Annotated in this window: 11 protein-coding genes and 5 pseudogenes; 8 read left to right on the top strand and 8 right to left on the bottom strand. The window is 45.3% G+C overall.

Annotated features, from left to right (window positions below):
• Positions 1 to 56 precede the first annotated feature (56 nt).
• Positions 57 to 344 (top strand): annotated as a pseudogene (locus tag XZ46_RS29120) (IS1-like element ISArma2 family transposase); the annotation flags it as partial.
• Positions 345 to 828: 484 nt separating this feature from the next.
• On the opposite strand, the pseudogene XZ46_RS10935 reads toward XZ46_RS29120, so the two are convergent.
• Together XZ46_RS10935 and thrS are read right to left on the bottom strand one after the other, a co-directional pair.
• Positions 829 to 1704: pseudogene (locus XZ46_RS10935) on the bottom strand (IS630 family transposase).
• 379 nt (positions 1705 to 2083) lie between these two features.
• Positions 2084 to 3898, bottom strand: a complete 1815-nt coding sequence (thrS, locus tag XZ46_RS10925; protein ID WP_006625971.1) for a threonine--tRNA ligase — start codon at positions 3896 to 3898, stop codon at positions 2084 to 2086.
• Between the two features lie 1913 nt (positions 3899 to 5811).
• Here thrS and XZ46_RS10920 point away from each other — a divergent pair.
• The 4 genes and pseudogenes from XZ46_RS10920 (at position 5812) to XZ46_RS10905 (ending at position 9511) form a co-directional block, all read left to right on the top strand.
• Entirely contained in the window at positions 5812 to 6039 is a 228-nt protein-coding gene (locus XZ46_RS10920; RefSeq protein WP_081587722.1) for a reverse transcriptase N-terminal domain-containing protein, read from the top strand.
• Positions 6040 to 6946: 907 nt separating this feature from the next.
• Positions 6947 to 8464: pseudogene (ltrA, locus tag XZ46_RS10915) on the top strand (group II intron reverse transcriptase/maturase); the annotation flags it as partial.
• A gap of 199 nt (positions 8465 to 8663) precedes the next feature.
• Complete coding sequence (locus tag XZ46_RS10910; RefSeq protein WP_006625973.1) at positions 8664 to 9005, top strand: DUF2605 domain-containing protein; 342 nt, start codon at positions 8664 to 8666, stop codon at positions 9003 to 9005.
• Positions 9006 to 9199: 194 nt separating this feature from the next.
• Complete coding sequence (locus XZ46_RS10905; RefSeq protein WP_006625974.1) at positions 9200 to 9511, top strand: DUF2973 domain-containing protein; 312 nt, start codon at positions 9200 to 9202, stop codon at positions 9509 to 9511.
• A 121-nt stretch (positions 9512 to 9632) separates the two neighbouring features.
• On the opposite strand, the pseudogene XZ46_RS32325 reads toward XZ46_RS10905, so the two are convergent.
• From XZ46_RS32325 to XZ46_RS10885, 4 genes and pseudogenes are all read right to left on the bottom strand, one after another.
• Positions 9633 to 10576, bottom strand: a pseudogene (locus XZ46_RS32325) (IS630-like element ISAtsp7 family transposase).
• A 216-nt stretch (positions 10577 to 10792) separates the two neighbouring features.
• A pseudogene (locus tag XZ46_RS29095) lies at positions 10793 to 11053 on the bottom strand (zinc ribbon domain-containing protein); the annotation flags it as partial.
• A gap of 19 nt (positions 11054 to 11072) precedes the next feature.
• Complete coding sequence (locus XZ46_RS10890; RefSeq protein WP_008050454.1) at positions 11073 to 11948, bottom strand: IS630 family transposase; 876 nt, start codon at positions 11946 to 11948, stop codon at positions 11073 to 11075.
• A gap of 244 nt (positions 11949 to 12192) precedes the next feature.
• The gene (locus tag XZ46_RS10885) at positions 12193 to 13263 is read right to left on the bottom strand and encodes an IS4-like element ISAtsp3 family transposase (RefSeq protein WP_006669216.1); all 1071 of its coding nucleotides are present in this window, start codon (positions 13261 to 13263) and stop codon (positions 12193 to 12195) included.
• Between the two features lie 1467 nt (positions 13264 to 14730).
• Between XZ46_RS10885 and XZ46_RS10880 the strand changes: the two genes are divergently transcribed.
• Positions 14731 to 15642 (top strand): MBL fold metallo-hydrolase, encoded by a 912-nt coding sequence (locus tag XZ46_RS10880; RefSeq protein WP_006625979.1) that lies wholly within the window; start codon positions 14731 to 14733, stop codon positions 15640 to 15642.
• Between the two features lie 108 nt (positions 15643 to 15750).
• Positions 15751 to 16197, top strand: coding sequence for a cytochrome c (locus XZ46_RS10875; protein WP_006625980.1), 447 nt, complete (start codon positions 15751 to 15753; stop codon positions 16195 to 16197).
• A gap of 7 nt (positions 16198 to 16204) precedes the next feature.
• Here the strand turns inward: XZ46_RS10875 and XZ46_RS10870 are convergent, their stop codons facing one another.
• On the bottom strand, positions 16205 to 17848 hold the full coding sequence (locus XZ46_RS10870; protein ID WP_006669013.1) for a YcjF family protein: 1644 nt from the start codon (positions 17846 to 17848) through the stop codon (positions 16205 to 16207).
• A gap of 198 nt (positions 17849 to 18046) precedes the next feature.
• Positions 18047 to 19213 (bottom strand): pyridoxal phosphate-dependent aminotransferase, encoded by a 1167-nt coding sequence (locus XZ46_RS10865; protein WP_008050449.1) that lies wholly within the window; start codon positions 19211 to 19213, stop codon positions 18047 to 18049.
• Between the two features lie 30 nt (positions 19214 to 19243).
• Between XZ46_RS10865 and XZ46_RS10860 the strand changes: the two genes are divergently transcribed.
• Positions 19244 to 20245 carry a S66 peptidase family protein gene (locus tag XZ46_RS10860; RefSeq protein WP_008050448.1) on the top strand — a complete coding sequence of 334 codons (1002 nt, stop codon included), beginning with the start codon at positions 19244 to 19246 and terminating at the stop codon, positions 20243 to 20245.
• The last annotated feature ends 1 nt before the right edge of the window (position 20246 follow it).

The raw sequence follows: 20246 nt of genomic DNA, 5'->3' as shown, positions 1-20246 counted from the left end.
ACCAGGCGGTGATTTCGGGTATTGCAACCTTATTTCATGCCTGAACGTCTCGCACCTCATTGCTTACTTTTACCACATTATGGCAAATGATTCAGGGCTGGGCTGGTTTTCTATATATTACGGACGGATACAAAGTTTATCCTTGCTTAATTGAGGATTGCAATCATCTAGTCAGCAAAACGGCTATGACAAGAGTAGAAGGAGAAAACTGCCGTCTGAGGCACTATTTAGCCAGGCTACATCGCAAAACTTTGTGTGATTCCAAGTCCACTGAGATGTTGTACAAATCAATTCGCTTACTTATCTATTATTTGAAGCATGGACAACTTCCTCCGTTCTCTTAATCATTCCTCACTGTGCAATACCCTTGATTGGTTTCGATTTCTCGAATCCTTTCTTTCAACTCGCTTGCGTCATTTAAACACCCACTAGACTCTATTCTTACAATCAAACCGTGACCTGTTAGCATTTCCCGTCCATTACAGCCGGGCGTTGGCTTTTGGTCACATCTCACATCCTCTAGGACTTGCGGTTACACTTATCCCTACTAACTACCTCGACCAGATAGTCAGAGTCCAGGAGGACTTAAAACGTTCCGTTTATATGGGCCTTCCATCTTTAGATTTGTCCTTAGAACCGGGGTACTTTCAAGGTCTGTGTAGGTAGTATAAGGAGCCTCCTACTTTTCCCCTTACTCTTTTGAGCGCAGCGTTTCAACCTATTTCGCTACTTGATTCTTACGATGGTTCAAGCCGGACATTCGGTCTCCCTAATCATGGATGGTTGGCAGTGGTCTCGTTTCTGATACTATAGCATTAGTCAAGGTGGTTAGGATGCAGCTTGGAGAACGGAATCCATGGCATCATGGAGAGAATCAAACTGCTCAATACAATGGCGAATGCGGGCTTTCAACCACGACCAACATTTCTCTATCTTGTTGAGGTCTGGCGAATAAGGTGGTAGATAGAGCCAACGGCATTGAGCCGCCTCCACTAGTTCAGGAATCCGTCCCCCTTTATGAAACGTTGCATTGTCTAGCACTAGAGTCTGACCTGGCTTCAATGTTGGAATTAAGATGAACTCCAACCACAACTCAAACACTGTCCGATTACAACAACCCTCAAAGGTAAAGGGGGCTAAGAGTTGTTGATGACACCATGCCGCAATCATGCTCACCCTGCCCTGCCTCTTCCCGGATTTGAGGGCATGGAAGCGTTGTCCTTGCTCACAGTAACCATAAGGATAATCGGAGTCTTGACTATTGATGCCAGCTTCATCGAGGTAAACCAACCCTTCCGGCTCCATCTGTTCAATCTGAGCCATAAACTCCTCTCGCTGTTGCTCATCACGTTCTTGGTAGCCGTAAGTTTTTTTTCTGGTGAAGCCAATTTTCTTCAAGGCTCTGGATATGGTGCGAGGATAGATGTCGTCATCCCAAAGTTCAGCCATTTGAGCGGAGGTTTTGTGGCCATGCTCTTAGGCAAAAGCCTTGAATTTGTGCCAGTCGGTAATTTAGTGGCTATGACCAGGTGGGCGATTAGGTTTAGGGAGGAAGTCGCCGGTGTGTTCTTTTCTTTGGAGCCAGAGATTGATGGTGTTCCTGCTGACATGGAAAACTTGACTGGCTTCGGTTTTGGGTATACCGTCTAGTTCAATTGCATTAATAACTTTTTGTCTAAGGTCGTAACTGTAGGGGGCTGTCATTTTGGGTCTTCTGTAGATATCCTTGCCATTATACGTCCTAACTTTTCTGTCTTGTGCTATAGGTTGTATCTCGGAGCCTTCCGTTCCCCGCTTCAATCCTGGGGTTATGATTCCCAAAACTGGGGGTGGCTATCGCCGTTACTCTCTACTCCCTGATTTCTCAGTTGGTTTATGACCTTGAGTTCCCTGCCTTGCTTAGATTTCTCCAAGCGTCGGGACATATAAACAGTTATGGGGATGGTCAGGAGTGCGTTCCTTATATTCAACCAAAGGGTTGAAGTCCCCACCAGGCGGTTATTTCGGGTATCTCAACCCTATTTAATGCCTGAACGTCTCGCACCCCTGATATTAAATCATAGCAGGTTTTAACCGTTCCCGGCTAAAAATCAGCAAAGTTAGCGAGCGCAAATTGTAGTCGGCTTTGGGTTTCCGCCACCGTCAAGGTCCCCAATTCTCCTAGTGCGCGGGTACGGATACTGAGACTATTAGACTCCACTTCCTTAGCCCCCACCACAGCCATAACTGGGACTTTAGCCTTTTCTGCATTACGAATCATTTTACCCAAGCGATCGTGACTGTGATCAGCTTCCGCACGAATATCAAGCGATCGCCATTTTTCAGCCACAGACTCCACAAAAGGAAAAAACTCGTCACTAACAGGTAACAACCGCACCATTACCGGAGCCAACCATAGGGGAAAATCCCCCGTATACTCCTCAATCAAAATCCCGATCAACCGTTCCAGGGACCCAAAGGGGGCGCGGTGAATCATCACCGGGCGCTGGCGGGTTCCATCTTCGGCCACATATTCGAGATCAAACCTTTCTGGTAAATTATAATCCACCTGAACCGTTCCTAACTGCCATTCTCGTTCCAAAGCATCCTGAACAATAAAATCCAACTTAGGACCATAAAAGGCAGCCTCACCAATACCCTCAAAATAATTCATTCCCAGAGTTTCCACCGCGCGGCGGATCGCATTTTCTGCCTTTTCCCAGGCTTGGTCTGAACCGATATATTTATCAGAATTAGGGTCACGGAAACTCAAACGGGCTTTAAAGGACTGATCCAACTTGAGTTTTTTGAGGACAGACTGAATCAGATCAACCACCTTGAGAAACTCATCATCCAACTGTTCCGGGGTAACAAACAGGTGAGCATCATCTTGGGTAAAGCCGCGCACACGGGTTAATCCTCCCAATTCCCCCGACTGTTCGTAGCGGTAAACCGTCCCAAATTCAGCCAAACGGATGGGCAATTCCCTATAGGAGCGTAGACTAGATTTATAAATTTGTACATGGAAGGGGCAGTTCATAGCCTTGAGGACAAACCCCTCGTCCTCTGATTCTCCCATCATGGGAAAGAGGTCTTCGCGGTATTTTTGCCAGTGACCAGAGGTTTTAAACAAATTGACCCGCCCCAAATGGGGGGTAACCACTGGTTGATATCCCCGCCGCACCTGTTCTCGTTTAAGGAAGTCCTCAAGGGTTGTCCTCAGAATTGTACCTTTAGGAGTCCACAGAGGTAGCCCCGGACCCACTTGATCGGAAAATATAAATAGTCCTAATTCTTTCCCTAAACGGCGGTGGTCTCGTCTGAGAGCTTCTTCTTTCCGGCGTTTATATTCTGCGAGTTGTTCTGGGGTTTCCCAGGCTGTACCGTAAATGCGTTGGAGTTGAGCTTTGGTTTCGTCTCCCCGCCAATAGGCTCCCGCCACGCTTTCTAATTCGATCGCTTTTGGGTTAATATCTCCGGTAGTTTCAACGTGAGGTCCGGCGCATAAATCCCACCATTGATCGCCCAGATGGTAAATGGTAATTGGTTCCGTTAGGTCAGCCAGGATTTCTAGCTTGTAGGGTTCTCCTAGGGTTTCAATGCGCCGTTGGGCTTCTTCCCGGCTAACTTCCTCCCGGATAACGGGTAGTTTCCGCTTGAGGATTTTTACCATCTCTTTTTTGATGGCTTTTAGGTCTTGTTCCGTAAAAGGTTCCGGGCTATCAAAGTCATAGTAGAAGCCGTTTTCAATCCATGGTCCTATAGTTACTTGAGCCTTGGGAAACAACTTATGGACTGCCATAGCCATTACATGAGAAGTGGTGTGGCGAATCCTTTTTAGTTGATCAGATTGGCTGGTTTTGGGAAGATGGATTTTTTGGGGCTGTTCTGAAGTTGCCTGTGAATTTTCGATAGCCATCGAGCATCAATTTGTGAATTGGTTGTTTGTACCGGCTTAGGTTGCTGGTCAGCTTGACCCAGACTCCAAGCCTTTCGGGGAAGGAGACGATCGCCATCGGACCAGGCTCTAGCCTTCCCATCGGATGAGCCTATTGTAGCTAAACTAGGGTAGATATGCTCAAATTTATCTTGACAGTTTGTGGGACCATATCCTAAAACTTTTGTTAAGAAAATTGTTAAGAATTGTAAAGAGTGTTAATATATTGACTAAGTGCGAGACGTTCAGGCATGAAATAGGGTTGCAATACCCGAAACAACCGCCTGGTGAGGATTTCAACCCCTTGGTTGAATATAAGGAACGCACTCCTGAGCATCCTCATAACTGTTTATATGTCCCAACGATTAGTATCCTACGATACAAAATCAAGGCAGGGAACCAAAGGTCAATACACTCTGTAACATTTCGTAACAATTCTTAACATAACGGAAACGTGACGAAACAGAGATGAGGGTAACGGCGATAGCCACCCCCAGTTTCAGGACCCACAACCCTAGAATTGAAGCGGGGAACGGAAGGCTCCGAGGTGTAACCCAACACCAGAATCGAGACCACTGCCAACCATCCATGATTAGGGAAACCGAATGTCCGGCTTGAACCATCGTCAATATAAAGTAGCGAAATAGGTTGATACGCTACGCTCAAAAGAGTAAGGGGAAAAGTAGGAGGATATTTTAACTACCTACACAGACCTTTAAAGTACCCCGGTGGAAAGGACAAATCTAAAGATGGAATGCCCATATAAACGGAACGTTTTAACCCCTCTTAGGCTCTGATTATCTGGTCGAAGTAGTCAGTAGTGACAAGTGTAAGCGCAAGGTGCGAAACGTTTGGGAGACCAAATAGGGCTGCAATGCCTGAAATCACTTCCCAGTGGGACTTATACCCCTTGGTAGAATATAAGGAATGTCTCATTCTAGCTATAGCAATATAGATAGGATTGCTGACCATCCCATAACTATCTATGTGTCCCAACGCTTGGTCTCAACAACCAAGCAAGGCAGGGAAACTCAAGGTCAAGACAGAACGCTAGAACGATGGAGTCGTGACCCATCTAGTAAAGCAGGAAGTTGAGAGTAACGGCGATAGCCACCCCCAGTTTTAGGATTCACAACCCGTCAGATTGAAGCGGGGAACGGAAGGCGTAATAGAGGAACCTACCTCTCACTCGACCACTGCCAACCATCCATGATTAGGGAAACCGAATGTCCGGCTGGAACCATCGTAATACACTAGCAGCGAAATAGGTTGACACGCTGCGCCCAAAAGGGCAAGGGGAAAAGTAGGGGGCTCATGCAACTACCTAAAAACAACGAAAGTTGTGCACAGACCTTTAAAGTACCCCGGTTCTGAGGACGAATCTAAAGATGGAATGCCCGCATAGATGGAACGTTGTAACCCCTCATTAGCTCTCAGTGGCGGGATGTACCCGTGGAGTAGTGAAAGTGTAAGCGTATGCTTTTGAGGGTGAAGGATGCGACCAGAAGCCCAAGCCCAATTGTCATGGTGGGGATATGCCCACAGGTCGCGGTGTGGATATAGATACTGCGATTAGTAGGAGTATTATGACGAGAGCGAGTTTAAAGACTACGTGGTTGTATACAGCTCTGAAAGTTGAAGTTACAAAGCAGGGGGTCGTAACCCTGTTCCCATGACACGGGGTGTCCACATCAGGAGCCGTGTGATGTGAAAGTATCAAGCACGGTTTTGTATGGGAGTTCGGGAAGGTGACTTCTCGTTCGACCCTACCCCCTTGAGGGGGTGAGATGTGACCAAAAGCCAACGCCCGGCTGTAATGGACGGGATATGCTAACGGGTCACGGTTTGATTGCAAGGATAGAGTTTAGTAGGAGTCAAGATGACGAAATCGAGAGATGGTAAAGGATTCGGAAAACCGAAACCTACTAAGACGTGCGTTTGTATGGAAAAGTATCAACTGGGCTAAGGTTCAGCGGTACGTTTTTAAGCTCCAAAAGAGGATATACCAAGCAGCTAAATCGGGACAGGACGCAAAGGCTAGAAGGTGGCAACGTCTATTGGTGAAATCATATTATGCGTGCGAGACGTTTAGGAGTGAAATAGGGATGCAATGCCCGAAATAGCCTCCTAGTGGGACTTCCACCCCTTGGTGGAATATAAGGGACTCGTATCCTGACCATCCCATAACTGTTTATATGTCCCGACGCTTGGAGAAATCTGAGCAAGGCAGGGGACTCAAGGTCATAAACAAACTGAGAAATCAGGGAGTAGAGAGTAAAGGCGATAGCCACCCCCAATTTCAGGATACACGATTCTGGGATTGAAGCGGGGAACGGAAGGCGTGAGGTAGAACCTACTACCAAATGCGACCACTGCCAACCATCCATGACTAGGGAAACCGAATGTCTGGCTTGAACCATCGTAATGATTTAGCAGCGTAATAGGTTGCCACGCTGCGCTCAAAAGAGCAAGGGGAAAAGTAGGGTTTTGCATAAAACACCTACACAGACCTTTTTAAGTACCCCGGTGGAGAGGACAAGTCTAAAGATGGAATGCCCATATAAACGGAACGTTTAAACTCCTCATTGGTTCTCCTTATCAAAAAAGTGAGCAATATTACTCACAAGGAGTAGTGAAAAGTGTAAGCGTATACCATTGAGGGGAAAGGATGTGACTGAAAGCCAATGCCTAATTGTAATGATTAGGATATGCCCACTAGTCACGGTGTAGATATAGAGACTGCGACAAGTAGGAGTAATATGACGAGAGCGAGTTTAAAGACTACGAGTTGTATGCCAAGCTCCCAAAGTTGGAATCATAAAGCGGGGGTTCGTAACCCTGTTCCTAGTGACAAAAAGGGTATCTACATTAGGAGCCGTATGAGGTGAAAGTCTCAAGTACGGTTTTGAAGTGGAGTTGGGGAAGGTGACTTCCCTTTCGACCATAACCCGGCTCCTAGCATTGCGGCTGTAGGGGTGGGTTCCACGGTCAGCCATGCTTGCCAACAGTCAGCTTAATGAACCCGCCCCCCAAGACAATCAAGGAAAGAAAACGGCTGGGGTAGATGGTGTGATAGCGCTATCCCCCAAACACAGGCTGGAAATGACCGAGAGAATAAAAGGAAATCTCAAAGCAAAACCACTGCGACGGGTGTGGATACCTAAACCCGCTAGGGATGAAAAACGACCGCTGGGAATACCCACAATCCAAGACAGAGCCAGGCAAGCCTTGGTTAAGTCGGCTCTCGAACCCGAATGGGAAGCGAGATTTGAAAGCACAAGCTATGGGTTCAGACCAGGCAGGTCAGCCCAAGACGCAATTGGTAGAATCTACGTTGCCATAAAAACGAATAGTTACTACATTTTAGATGCAGATATAGCGAAATGCTTTGACCGAATAAACCATGATTATCTACTGTCCAAAACTCATTTTCCAAGCATCATGAAAAGAGATCTAAAACCATGGTTAAAAGCGGGTGTGCTAGATAACGGCGTATTTGAGGATACAGAAGCAGGGACACCTCAAGGAGGGGTAATAAGTCCACTTATAGCCAACATCGCACTGGATGGAATTGAAAGGCTAGTTAAAGGAATGTATCCTAATAAAGGAACGGCTACCCAAGTTGACTTGATAAGATACGCCGATGATTTTGTAGTCATATCCAAAGACTTAGGAATCATTGAACAGTGCAAAACTGCTATTTCCGAATGGTTAAAACCTACAGGACTAGAAATCAAACCCCAAAATACTCGAATCTGTCACACGCTCAATACGATTGAATATGATGGAAAACTTGAGAAACCAGGGTTCGACTTTCTGGGATTCAACATCAGGCAATATCCAGTAGGAAAATACAAATCTGGAAAAACAGGTGGGATAGCAAGCCGATTAATCGGACATATAACCCTCATCAAACCCAGTAAGAAAGCAGTTACAGCCCATACAGAAGTGATTAAGGGTGTAATTCAACAACATAAGACAACACCCCAATCTGCCCTGGTTAGCAAATTAAACCCGATTATTCGGGGATGGTCAAACTACTACTCAGGGGTTGTTTCATCCGAAACCTTCAACAAACTAGATAATATAGTTTGGCAAATGTTAAGGGCATGGACAGTTTCAAGATGCGGAAAGGCAAATCATGAAAAACTGAGTAATTATTTCAGACCTGGAACGGTCACGCTCAGTAATAGGAAAGAAAGACATGAAAAATCGATGTTCCAAACCAAAGACGGGTTACGTCTATATAAACACAACTGGACACCAATTGTCAGACATACCCTAGTCCGCCCAGACGCAACACTTTATGACGGTAATTGGACTTACTGGGCAACCAGGAAAGGACAAGCAATCGACACGCCAAACAGGGTAGCAAAACTACTCAAAAAGCCAAAAGGCAAGTGTACCTGGTGCGGGCAATACTTCACCCCATCAGACTTAGTTGAAGTAGACCACATTGTACCTAGAAGCCTCGGCGGAAAGGATGAATACAAGAACCTTCAGCTATTACACCGCCACACCCGCGATGATAAGACGGCGCTCGATAACGCCAACGCTGCATCCTTAACAATGGAGCAGTCTGCGCGTGCGTCACATCAGGAAGTTTTTCCTGTCTATGCCAATTATCGGGATGTGGAAGCACCACTAGAGCCGTGTGAAGGGAAACTTTCATGCACGGTTTTGAATGGGAGGGGGTGAAGGCGACTTCACTCTCGACCCCTAATTAATAAACTTTCATCTCGATGCTATGCCGAATCATAACTCCTCAGAAACTGAGTTGCTCAAGGCAATTCTGGAGCCGATGTTGGAAGACTTCCAATATTGGTTTGGGCGATCGCGACAACTCCTGGAAACTGAGAACATCCCTTTTCTGAGTGAACAGCAACAATCAGAAGTCCTAGATCGCATTAAACAAGCCCAGGAAGAGGTCAACACCGCTAAAACACTGTTTCACGCCACCGGATGTCAAGCCGGGATTGAAATGAAGGTGCTAATGCCGTGGCATCAACTCTTAACTGATTGTTGGCGCATTGCTAACCGCTTTCGTTTGGAATCGAAACCCCAGATCGAAAATGGAAATCCCAGTTAAGTTCTAGGGACCCCAGGCTATAGGTAGGTTTTCTCAACTGTTCCTTTCCCGGTTTCGATTTTTAGAGAAACTGTAGCGGTTGCTCCCTAATTTACGGTAAGGTTGTGGTAAATAGAACAAAATCTTAGCCTCGATTCATTAGCTTTTAACAAGGCCCAGTTTTCATCAATTATCCCTACCCCAAGGAGTAAATCATGTTACATCTGCTTTATATTCTGGCTTTTACCACTCTGGCATTTATAGCAGTACGCAATTTAATTCGTAGCCTGTTGACTGTTGGTATGGAGTCTCAGCGCTATAATTCTCACTCGGCGGGTGGCTTTAGGTCAGCGGATTCCCGAAATTACCAGAACATCCATCCAGAATTACTAGATGAGTCAGGAAATGTACTCAAAGAACCTTTGCTGGTGATGCGTTCCCTCTCAGTCCAAGATGCGCGAACTCAGCTAGATAACCTTTATCAATCTTCCCCCGGTTCTTCTGAAGAAACTAGAGATGATAGTTAGAAACCAACCATAGAAACCCTAGGGCGGAGGATAGCTTAACCATCTTGAACCTGCCCTTATATTGCCATGGAAAAGCTGAAATGTATCAGGTTAATACAACATACAGCCTTTATCTCAATCATTAAGCACAGTAACAACACTTGGTAAACCAGTTATTCAAACACTGTAAATCCACAAGGCTTACCGCCACTTCTACCAATCTCACTAATAATTCCATGGTCTCCGTCCTGAACTTGCACACTCAACTTTTGAGCTGTGACCACATCATCTCTATCGGGTTAAACTCAGGGGAATACACCGGCAGATATTCTACCCTGGCTCCTACTGACTCTATCATTTCTTTGACTTCTTCTCGATGATGAGAATTTCAGTTATCCATTACCACTACATCTCCTTTTTTTAATTTTGGCAATAAATCTAACTTGATGAATTGGAGAAAATCCTCTTTTTTCATTGACCCTTCTAATGTTTGAGTCGCCACCACTCCGGAGAGCTTAATTGCAGCAATTATTGTCATTTTTTGACCTCGATAGGATTTCCGCAGTTCATAGACTTTTTTCCCTTTCGTCGCTCTGGCTAACGGTCTGCTCATCCCTACCCATAACCCACTTTCATCAATAAACACAAGCTTTTCAGGAGCGACATCTCTAATTCTTTCCCAATAATCTACTCGCGCTTTCTGTGCTTCTTCAGTTACTACTTTTTCGCTCCTGTATGTTTTTTTTTGAGACTTATATCGTGCTGCTTTAAAAATCTATCTATCATGGTCGTACTGACATTTATGCCCAGCTTGTCTCTGAGCTTATCACTATATTGCCATAAGGTCAGGTCGGGGTGGGCTTCTACAATATCTATCACGGCTTCCTCATGCTTAGATCAAATGCTTTTCTTTTTAGTGCCACATTTACGAGGAGATAAGTCTCCCGTTAATCGATACTGTTTGACCAGTCGCCTTACCGTGTCTGGACTCACCAAAAAGCGTTTCGCTACTTTTCGGATAGAAGTGTCTCCTTTTTCATAGGCTTCTACTATCTTTTTCCGAAAATCTAAAGAGTAACGGCTCATGGTAGTTGGTTGTGATAACTTATACAATAGCCATACATTATACTGTACTTTGTGTTTTGTGTAAAGGCTGTATAACAAATCCCCTAATTGATAACTCCTACCTTTATTAATCTGGCTCCGTGGAGACCCCCACGCAATCAATACCTAAATCCTCACTCTGATTGGTCGTCGGTTGTTCAACCCTAGTCCTAAACCTTTGGGTTGACACTCCCCTGCCTAAAGGCGAGGGGATTCTTCATTCATAGACCCAACTTGCTTTGACAGGATTGCTCCAGCCAGAGTAGAGGTCGAATCTCCTGAAGCGTTCGGGTAATAGACACATGTTCCGCTATGCCCTAGCGTAGACAAGGCTGACTTCAGGATGTTGAGCGCAGCATTCCAATCCCTATCCAAGTTGAACCGACATTGACAAACATGAGTTCGAGTGGATAGGGCTTTTTTGACCACTGCACCACAGTTAGAGCATTCGAGTGAGGTATAGCATTAGTTAAGGTGGTTAGGACGCAGCTTTGAGAACGGAATCCATGGCATCATGGAGAGAATCAAACTGCTCAATACAATGGCGAATGCGGGCTTTCAACCACGACCAACATTTCTCTATCTTGTTGAGGTCTGGCGAATAAGGTGGTAGATAGAGCAAACGGCATTGAGCCGCCTCCACTAGCTCAGGAATCCGTCCCCCTTTATGAAACGTTGCATTGTCTAGCACTAGAGTCTGACCTGGCTTCAATGTTGGAATTAAGATCAACTCCAACCACAACTCAAACACTGTCCGATTACAACAACCCTCAAAGCTAAAGGGGGCTAAGAGTTGTTGATAACACCATGCGGCTATATAGCTCACCCTGCCCTGCCTCTTCCCTGATTTGAGGGCATGGAAGCGTTTTCCTTCCTCGCAGTAACCATAAGGGTAATCCGAGTCCTGACTATTCATGCCGGCTTCATCGAGGTAGACCACTTCTTGTGGCTCCATCTGTTCAATCTGAGCCATAAACTCCTCTCGCTGTTGCTTCCAACGTTCTTGGTAGCCGTAAGTTTTTTTTCTGGTGAAGCCAATTTTCTTCAAGGCTCTGGATATGGTGCGAGGAGAGATGTCGTCATCCCAAAGTTCAGCCATTTGAGCGGAGGTTTGATCGCCATGCTCTTGGGCAAAAGCCTTGAATTTCTGCCAGTCGGTAATTTTGTGGTTATTGCCAGGTGGGTGATTAGGTTTAGGGAGGAAGTCTCCGGTCTGTGCTTTTCTTTGCAGCCAGAGATTAATGGTGTTCCTGCTGACATGGAAAACTTGACTGGCTTCTGTTTTGGGCATACCGTCTAGTTCAATTGCATCAATAACTTTTTGTCTGAGGTCGTAACTATAGGGGGCTGGCATTTTTGGTCTTCTTAGTCATCTCGTCCTCTCCATTATACGTCCTAACTTTCCTGTCTTGTGCTATAGCTCTGAAAGTTGAGGTCATAAAGCAGGGGATCGTAACCCTGTTCCCAATGACAAAGGGGTATCCACATCAGGAGCCGTATGAGGTGAAAGTCTCAAGTACGGTTTTGAAGTGGAGTTGGGGAAGGCGACTTCCCTTTCGACCATAACCGAACTAGGAGCCGTATGAGGTGAAAGTCTCCTAAGTACAGGACAAAAGTTGTAGAGCCTGGTGAAACCGCCCTGAAAACAAAGGCAGATTAGAGAAAGTGCGGCGTAGAAAATCGAAGCCAGTGCGGAAAAGACTCTGGGAGCGTCGTCCGTGAGCCTTCAAAGGAATGGGTGAACCTTGGTGAATCCACAAACCCACCTTCATAGCCCAAGTAAAAGCCAGGCTAAGCAAAGCCAATAAACGGCTCAAGCGCTCAGGGTCCTTAAAGTGAGTCGATTCGAGACAGAAGCCCCGAGTCTTCAAGGCTCCGAAGAGGTTTTCAATACCCCAACGCCGAGCATAGTCGGGGAGGGCCGTTTCGGGGCAAGCGTTAGTGATGAGAATCAACAACTCCCCCGAATCAGCCAGACGAGAGCCAATGACGTAAACCTGCCGTCCCCAAACCCAACGGCGACCCGAAAGCTGGCGAAATTCTCCGGGTCGCAGAGAATCAAACATTCGTTCGCCGCTACGCCGAGTTCCTCCTAACTTAGGACTAATCAGCTCGCTGTGGCGGATGCGTAGGCGGAAAGGAACCTCGGGGTCGATGAGAAGATACGAGAGCCAATCTCGCCCCACAAATTCCCGGTCAGCGGTCAGACAAGCCACCTCCACGTCAGGAAATAGTGCCTCGAAGCGGTCGAATAAGTCCATGCGTTCGCCACTGTTGCTATTGCCCTTTTTGTCAAGCATCGTCCACAGCAGGGGAAAGGCAATCCCCTCGTGGACGACTGCCAACATCAAGATGTTGAAATGGGTTTGACCGAAAGACCAACAGGTGCGGTCGAGACTAAGAGTCCAAGGTTGGGGAATGTCAATGAGGCTAACGACGAAACGGGCAATCTCTGCCCGGTCAAATTTGAATTGCCGAAAAAAACGTTGTAATCGCTGGTAATTTGAGGAAATTTGCACAGGATTTGCGAATACAGTCGCTATTTCCATCAGATTAACCGTCTTTGTTTGGAATAGCGCCATCAGGAACAGGCAGACAAAGTTTAATCTCGCCCCGTGCCAGGGCAAGTGAGGGCGCAAAGTGTCTCGTAATCGGTTAAGCTCGTTCATGAGAGGGAAGTTTGGTTTGTGGTAATTCCGATGTAACCCTCTCACCCCAACTTGGCGCTACCCCCCCCACCCCTCGACTTTCACCTCAGCCCGGAGCGCCCCCTTCAGCATTTTCGGCTAGATTCCCTTTTGGCTAAGACTTTCAGCTTTTTTGTCCTGTACTGAGGAAAGTCTCACATACGGTTCTGAATGGGAGGGGATGGAGGTGACTCCATTCTCGACCCCTAATTCAGATACGACATGAAACTGTAAGACCAAAACTAACGAGGGTTAGTGGAGGCAGGATTCAGCCCAAGAATCCCCACGCCTTTAGGCTGGGGAGTGTCAAAGAGACCCCTTGGGGATAGGGAGTGGCTGCTAAACGTTAATCCTTTAAAAAGGGTTGGATAAACATGATCACATCTGTCTATTTTAACTGAAACGCTAGAATAGTTCTGGTTGTGGAACTTGTTTGGGTCTAAGAAATTCTCGAAACTGTGTTGAAATTATGGATGATGTGCGAGACGTTCAGGCATGAAATAAGGTTGCAATACCCGAAATCACCGCATGGTGGGACTTCCACCCCTTGGTGGAATATAGGGAGTCGCATCTCTGACCATCCCATAACTGTTTATATGTCCCGACGCTTGGAGAAATCTAAGCAAGGCAGGAGACCCAAGGTCAAGACAGAACGTTTGAACGGTGGAAGTAGTGACCCACCTAGTATAGCAGGAAGTTGAGAGTAACGGCGATAGCCACCCCCAGTTTTAGGAATCACAACCCGTCAGACTGAAGCGGGGAACGGAAGGCGTGAGGGAAAACCTATTCCCAAAATCCGACCACTGCCAACCATCCATGACTAAGGAAATCTGAATGTTCCGACTTGAACCATCGTAATAGTTTGGTAGCGAAATAGGTTGATACGCTGCGTCCAAATGGGCAAGGGGAAAAGTAGGATAATCTTATCAATACCTACACAGACCTTTAAAAGTACCCCGGTGGAGAGGACAAGTCTAAAGATGGAATGCCCGTATAAACGGAACGTTTAAACCCCTTTTAGGCTCTCAAGTGGCAGGATGTACCTGCGGAGTAGTGAAAGTGTAAGCGTATACCTTTAAGGGGAAAGGATGTGACTGAAAGCCAATGCCTAACTGTAATGGTTAGGATATGCCCACTAGTCACGGTGTGGATATAGAGACCGCGACAAGTAAGAGTTTGATGACGAAAGCGAGTTTAAAGACTACGTGTTGTATTTAGCTCCCAAAGTTGAGGTCACAAAGCGGGGGGTAGTAGCCCTGTTCCTATTGACAATTAGGGTATCTACATCAGGAGCCGTGTGCTGGGAAACTCGCAAGCACGGTTTTGAAGTGGAGTTGGGGAAGGTGACTTCTCTTTCGACCATAACCAATCAGTCATAACAGTAACTAGGGAGTATTGGGTCTCAAGTGTTGCTTATCTCACTGCTGTTCAACCTCTGTATCAGTTAAAATGCCAGTTTATGATCGACCTGTTAAAAATCCTCAAGTTTCCGATAATAATGCGATGAATGATAATTCGGCTCCTGTGGAGTTTTCTGTACAGTTTTGGGGGGTGAGGGGAAATATTGCTACCCCTGGCCATAAAACTGTTCGATATGGGGGGAATACCTCCTGTGTCGAAATGCGTCTGGGAAATCAACGTTTTATTTTTGACGGAGGGACTGGGTTAAGAGTTTTGGGTTTGGATCTGCTCAAACAAATGCCCGTTGAAGCCTCTGTCTTTTTTTCCCATACCCACTGGGACCATATCCAGGGGTTTCCTTTCTTTGTGCCAGCATTTATCCCGATTAATCGCTTTCATATCTATGGGGCGATCGCTCCTGATGGCTCAACGATTAAGGAACGCCTGTCTGATCAAATGGTACATCCTAATTTCCCGGTTCCCATGCACGTCATGCAATCAGATCTGAAATTTTATGATCTGATCCCTGGGGATGTGATTGCTTTGTCCGATGGCATTAAAATCGAAACGGCTCCTCTAAATCATCCTAATATGGCGGTCGGCTATCGGGTTACTTGGGAAGGCCGTACAGCGGTTTACTGTAGTGATACAGAGCATTTTCTCGATCGCTTTGATAATAATGTTCTGCACTTGGCTCGCAATGCCGACTTGCTGATTTATGATGCTACCTATACTAATGAGGAGTATCATGATCATAAGTGTCCCAAAATCGGGTGGGGACATTCTACCTGGGAGGTAGGGGTAGAAATTGCCAAAAAAGCGGGTGTTAAGCAGATAGCCATGTATCAACATGACCCATCCCACGATGATGATTTTCTCGATCGCGTCCAACTTGAACTTAAGGCTGCTTTCCCCCAGGGGGTTGTTGCCAGAGAAGGTATGGTCATTACCCTAGAATAAGCTAACTTCTATAATATGTTCAATTCCAGACTCTCCAATCGGCGCAGCGAAAGGAGATATTCTCTATTGATTCGATGCTGTTTGATTCTGGTTGCTGTCCTGATATCCTTGGGCATTACAACGCCAAGTATAGGTCAGTATTCTGTTAGTGCGATCGGTACTGTTGATTTTGTACCGCCAGAATTTCAACTGGGCCAGGAACTCTATTTAGAAAACTGCGCTACTTGCCATATTCCTATTCCGCCGTCAGTTTTACCGAGACAGACTTGGCAACAAATTCTCCAGGATAGTCAACATTATGGCACTCAAATTGAACCTTTAGTGGATCCGGCTCGCCTGTTGGTGTGGAATTATCTCCGCCATTTTTCCCGTTCTATGACTGTGGCTGAAGAGGGTATCCCTTTTAGAATTGAGCGATCGCGCTTTTTTAGGGCGCTACATCCCCGCGTAGAATTTACGGAACCCATTAATATTCATAATTGCCAAACCTGTCATCCGGGTGCATCTGATTATAACTTCCGTCTTTTGACTCCAGAATGGGAAGATTCTCCGTAGTAAATTTTTACCAATTCTCTCGAGGATGACGGGGATTATCCCAATCATCTTGAGATGAATCTTGATCTAAATAGGGGGCAATATCTGAGGGTTTGTCTAATTCTAATTCTAGTTCATCATCGGACTCTGCTGATGATTGATCGAGGTTCAATGGTTCAATCACGCGGGCGATCGCATCTTGAATAAATCCTCGCACAAACTCATCTCGCCGATTAAGTTGAAATTGTCGCTGCACCACCTCTGTTATACCCCCATCTCCCCAATCTTGATTTTGGCGAAAATACTCGATAAAACTACGCCCCGCAATTCGGGTTAAATAAGCGGCAGTTATCCCTTGAATCGCCTTACCAACTACAATAGTACCGATGTGAAAATGTAGGGCGGTAGCTACTAATTGAATCGCACCTTTAACAATGCCTAAACTGCCTAAAGTTTTCGCGAGAGATAACGCCAACTCTCGCCCTCTATCCATATTTAATTTACACCCATATATTTTGCCAATTTCTACTACCATTTGGGCATTAACTGCCGCAGTCGCTAATAAATCTACCACCGGAAGCGGCGTAACAGCAATAGCCCCAGCCCCAATCCACTGATATCTATCGACAATTTGTTCGGCTTGGCGTAGACGTTGATTATCAATTAAACGCCGCGCTTCTTCGCCTAATCTTTGAGACTGGAGAAGGATATTATCAGCTATTAATTCTTCCCCTTCGGCGCGTAGAATTGTGGCGATTTTATGAATAAGTGGCATGATATCAGGCTCAGGTTTAAATGTATCTCCATTGTCCAGATTAATTAGTTGAGGATTAGCGGCGATCGCTATGACATCTTCCGGAGAAATAAACCCGCTCACTCGTTGCTTTAATCGATTTAAAATCTGATTTTTATCAGCTTCTGTATACAAGTCGGTTTTGTTAAAAATTAATAGCGATCGCTTACCCATTTCCGCCAAATTACGCAGAGGATATAATTCGGATTGACGCAAATCATTATCCACCACAAATAATAATAAATCTGCCTCGGTAGCCAGGGTTCTAGCCATTTCTGAACGAGTTACTCCCCCTTCTCCAACCTCCCCAATTCCCGGAGTATCAATGATTAAAATTTCCCGATTTAACCCCTTTAATTCGAGTCGATAAGTTTCCCCATTTATGGTAGTTCCCATGGGTGCGTCAACCCGCCCGACCATCTCCCCCATTAACCCATTAACCAGAGATGTTTTCCCGGCGGAACCTGTGCCAAATATCACCACCTGAATGCTACCTTGAGATAGGTTAGCTTGTATATCCTGAGAACGACTTATTAACGCCTGACGTGCTACTTCATCTTGAATTTGATTAACCTGTTGTCGGATAGCTTTTAAAGACGTTTCAGCCGCCTCGGATTTATCCAAAGGGATACGCAAGTTATGGCGGCGTTTTTTCCTCCCATTACTTCCAAATTGAAACAGCCTCAAATAGTAGAAAAACGTATACATCAATAACCCTAGCAAACCTATTAACACAACTAGCAACAAATTTGCTAAAATCGGGTTAGCCATCCACGCCACTTGACTGTATAACCAAGAAATCGATGTGACTAGCCAAATCATTAAACCCAGGATGACACAAACACCCACAATGATGATGAAAAGGCGGTATAAAGGCATAATCTTATGGTTAATCTCAAATCAGTCTGTTTTCTATCATAGCTGGTTAATTTGGGGATTTTGACTGACCTATGCAGCTATTAGGATTTGGGCTAAAATGGTATAGGTACAAAATTGGGGGGCTGGTATAATGCAATTATGGCTGGCTATTAGTTTCCCTTGGGGGGATAATCCCGGATAGATGATTGATAGGTTAATCTAAATAACTAAGGTTTTCAGACCTTTGACTAAACGCCCAATTCCTTCGGCGGCGGTGTCTGGTTTTAACGCCCCATAAGCTACCCGTAAATAACAGCCTTGTGACATACCAAAGGTAGTCCCCGGAATTACGGCTACCCCAAACTGTTTAATCAGTTGTTGGGCTAATTCCATTGAGTCTAACTCTGTGTCTATTTTCAGCAGAAAGTAAAACGCGCCATCAGCTTGCGGAATTGTGCAAAAATCTGATAATTGGCTGAGTTCATTGAGAAATATATCCCGAACTTCCGTGATGGTTTTAATATGATTTTGGCAATATTCATAACCTACTTTTAACGCGCCTAAAGCTACATATTGGGAGATGACGGGAGGACAGATTAAGATGGTATCTTGAACTTTTTGGATGGGGATTAGTAAGTGTTCAGGAATTAGCATATATCCAATGCGCCAGGATGCAAAACCGTAGGCTTTGGATAAACTGAAGAGAGAAATTGTGTGGGATTCACTGTTAGGAAAGGTGGCGGGTGAGGTGTGTTTGATGTTATTATAGGTAAAGTATTCGTAGGCTTCGTCACTGATATGGTATAAGTGGCGATCGCTACAAATTTGATTAATTTCTTGTAATGCTTCTGGGGAATAAACCGCCCCGGTGGGGTTATTGGGAGAAATGGTAACAATCGCCCTGGTTTTATCAGTGATGGCGGCTTGAATGGCATCAATTCGTAGTTGATAATTGTCATCGGTCTGAATAACTACAGGCTGACAACTTGCCATCATAATCGCCATTTCATGATTAAAATAGTAAGGAGATTGTATAATGATTTCATCCCCAGGTGAGGTAATAGCTAAAATCGCATTCATAAACCCCATATTACTACCAGCAGTGACGACAATTTTCTGGCGATCGCTGAGATTAATATGATTCTCTGTTTGCAGTTTATCGGCGATTATCTCAAGTAGTGGAGTGATACCAATTACTGGTTTATATTTATGATTTTCTGGACTAGCTAAAAACTCGGATATATGGTCAAATGCCACAGGTGGCGGGCCATAATAAACTACCCCTTGACCTAGGGAAATTGTCCCGGGATGATTGTTAATTAGTTTTCCAATAATCGGAATAATTGGGGATTGGACTGATTGCATTCGGGAATAATCTAGGTTCATAATCTTAACAATGGTATGAAAATTAGATCTATGAAAAATCGCCGCCAATTTATAAGTGAGTTAGGTTTGACACTTTTAGCAACAGGATTTCCGGTATTAGCATCTTCTCCTAATCCTATTAAACCACCCCGTTTGCGGGTTGGGGATACAGTGGGAATAATTGCGCCTTCTGGATGGATTACCACACAGGAGTTAAAATTTGTAACTTGGCAATTAATGCAACAAGGACTTAATCCGAAAGCCGCACCTCACCTGATGGATAAATATGGTTATTTAGCCGGATTAGATCGAGACCGCGCCGCCGATGTTAATACCATGTTTGCTGATCCGAATATTCGGGGAATTATTACCGCCGCCGGTGGCTGGGGGGCTGCCCGTATTTTACCCTTATTAGATTATAACATAATCCGCAACAATCCCAAGGTGATTATTGGTTATAGTGATATCACATCATTATTATTGGCGATATATTCCCAGTGCAATTTTATCACATTTCACGGATTATTAGGCACTTCTCATTGGCGGAGTTTTTCGGTGAATTACTTAAAGCGAGTTTTGTTGACAGGGGAAGCTGTTACGTTTGAAAATCCTGGGAATATTCGGGTAGAAACTATTACCAGCGGTAGCGCCAGGGGTCAACTGGTGGGGGGTAATTTATCAGTTTTAGCGGGGTTGGTGGGTTCGGAATATCTACCGAATTGGTCGGGAAAAATTCTATTTATTGAGGATATTAACGAGGATGTTTACCGGGTCGATCGCCTATTGACCCAATTAAAACTAGCCGGAATTTTAGATCAATTATCGGGGTTTATTTTCGGACAATGTAGCCGTTGTTCACCGGGGAGGGAAGGGGAATCATCTTTTAGCTTATGGGAAGTGTTAGTAGATCATATTCAACCCCTAGGAATACCCGCCTGGTATGGTTCAGCCATAGGTCATATTCGCGACCAATTTACCATAGCCATAGGTGGTATGGTAGAAATTAATAGCGATCGCGGAACTATCCAAATGCTAGAAGCCGCAGTTAGCTAAG

Source organism: Limnospira indica PCC 8005 (assembly GCF_000973065.1).
Lineage (GTDB): Bacteria > Cyanobacteriota > Cyanobacteriia > Cyanobacteriales > Microcoleaceae > Limnospira > Limnospira fusiformis.
This window is presented reverse-complemented; position numbering and strand designations above follow the sequence as displayed.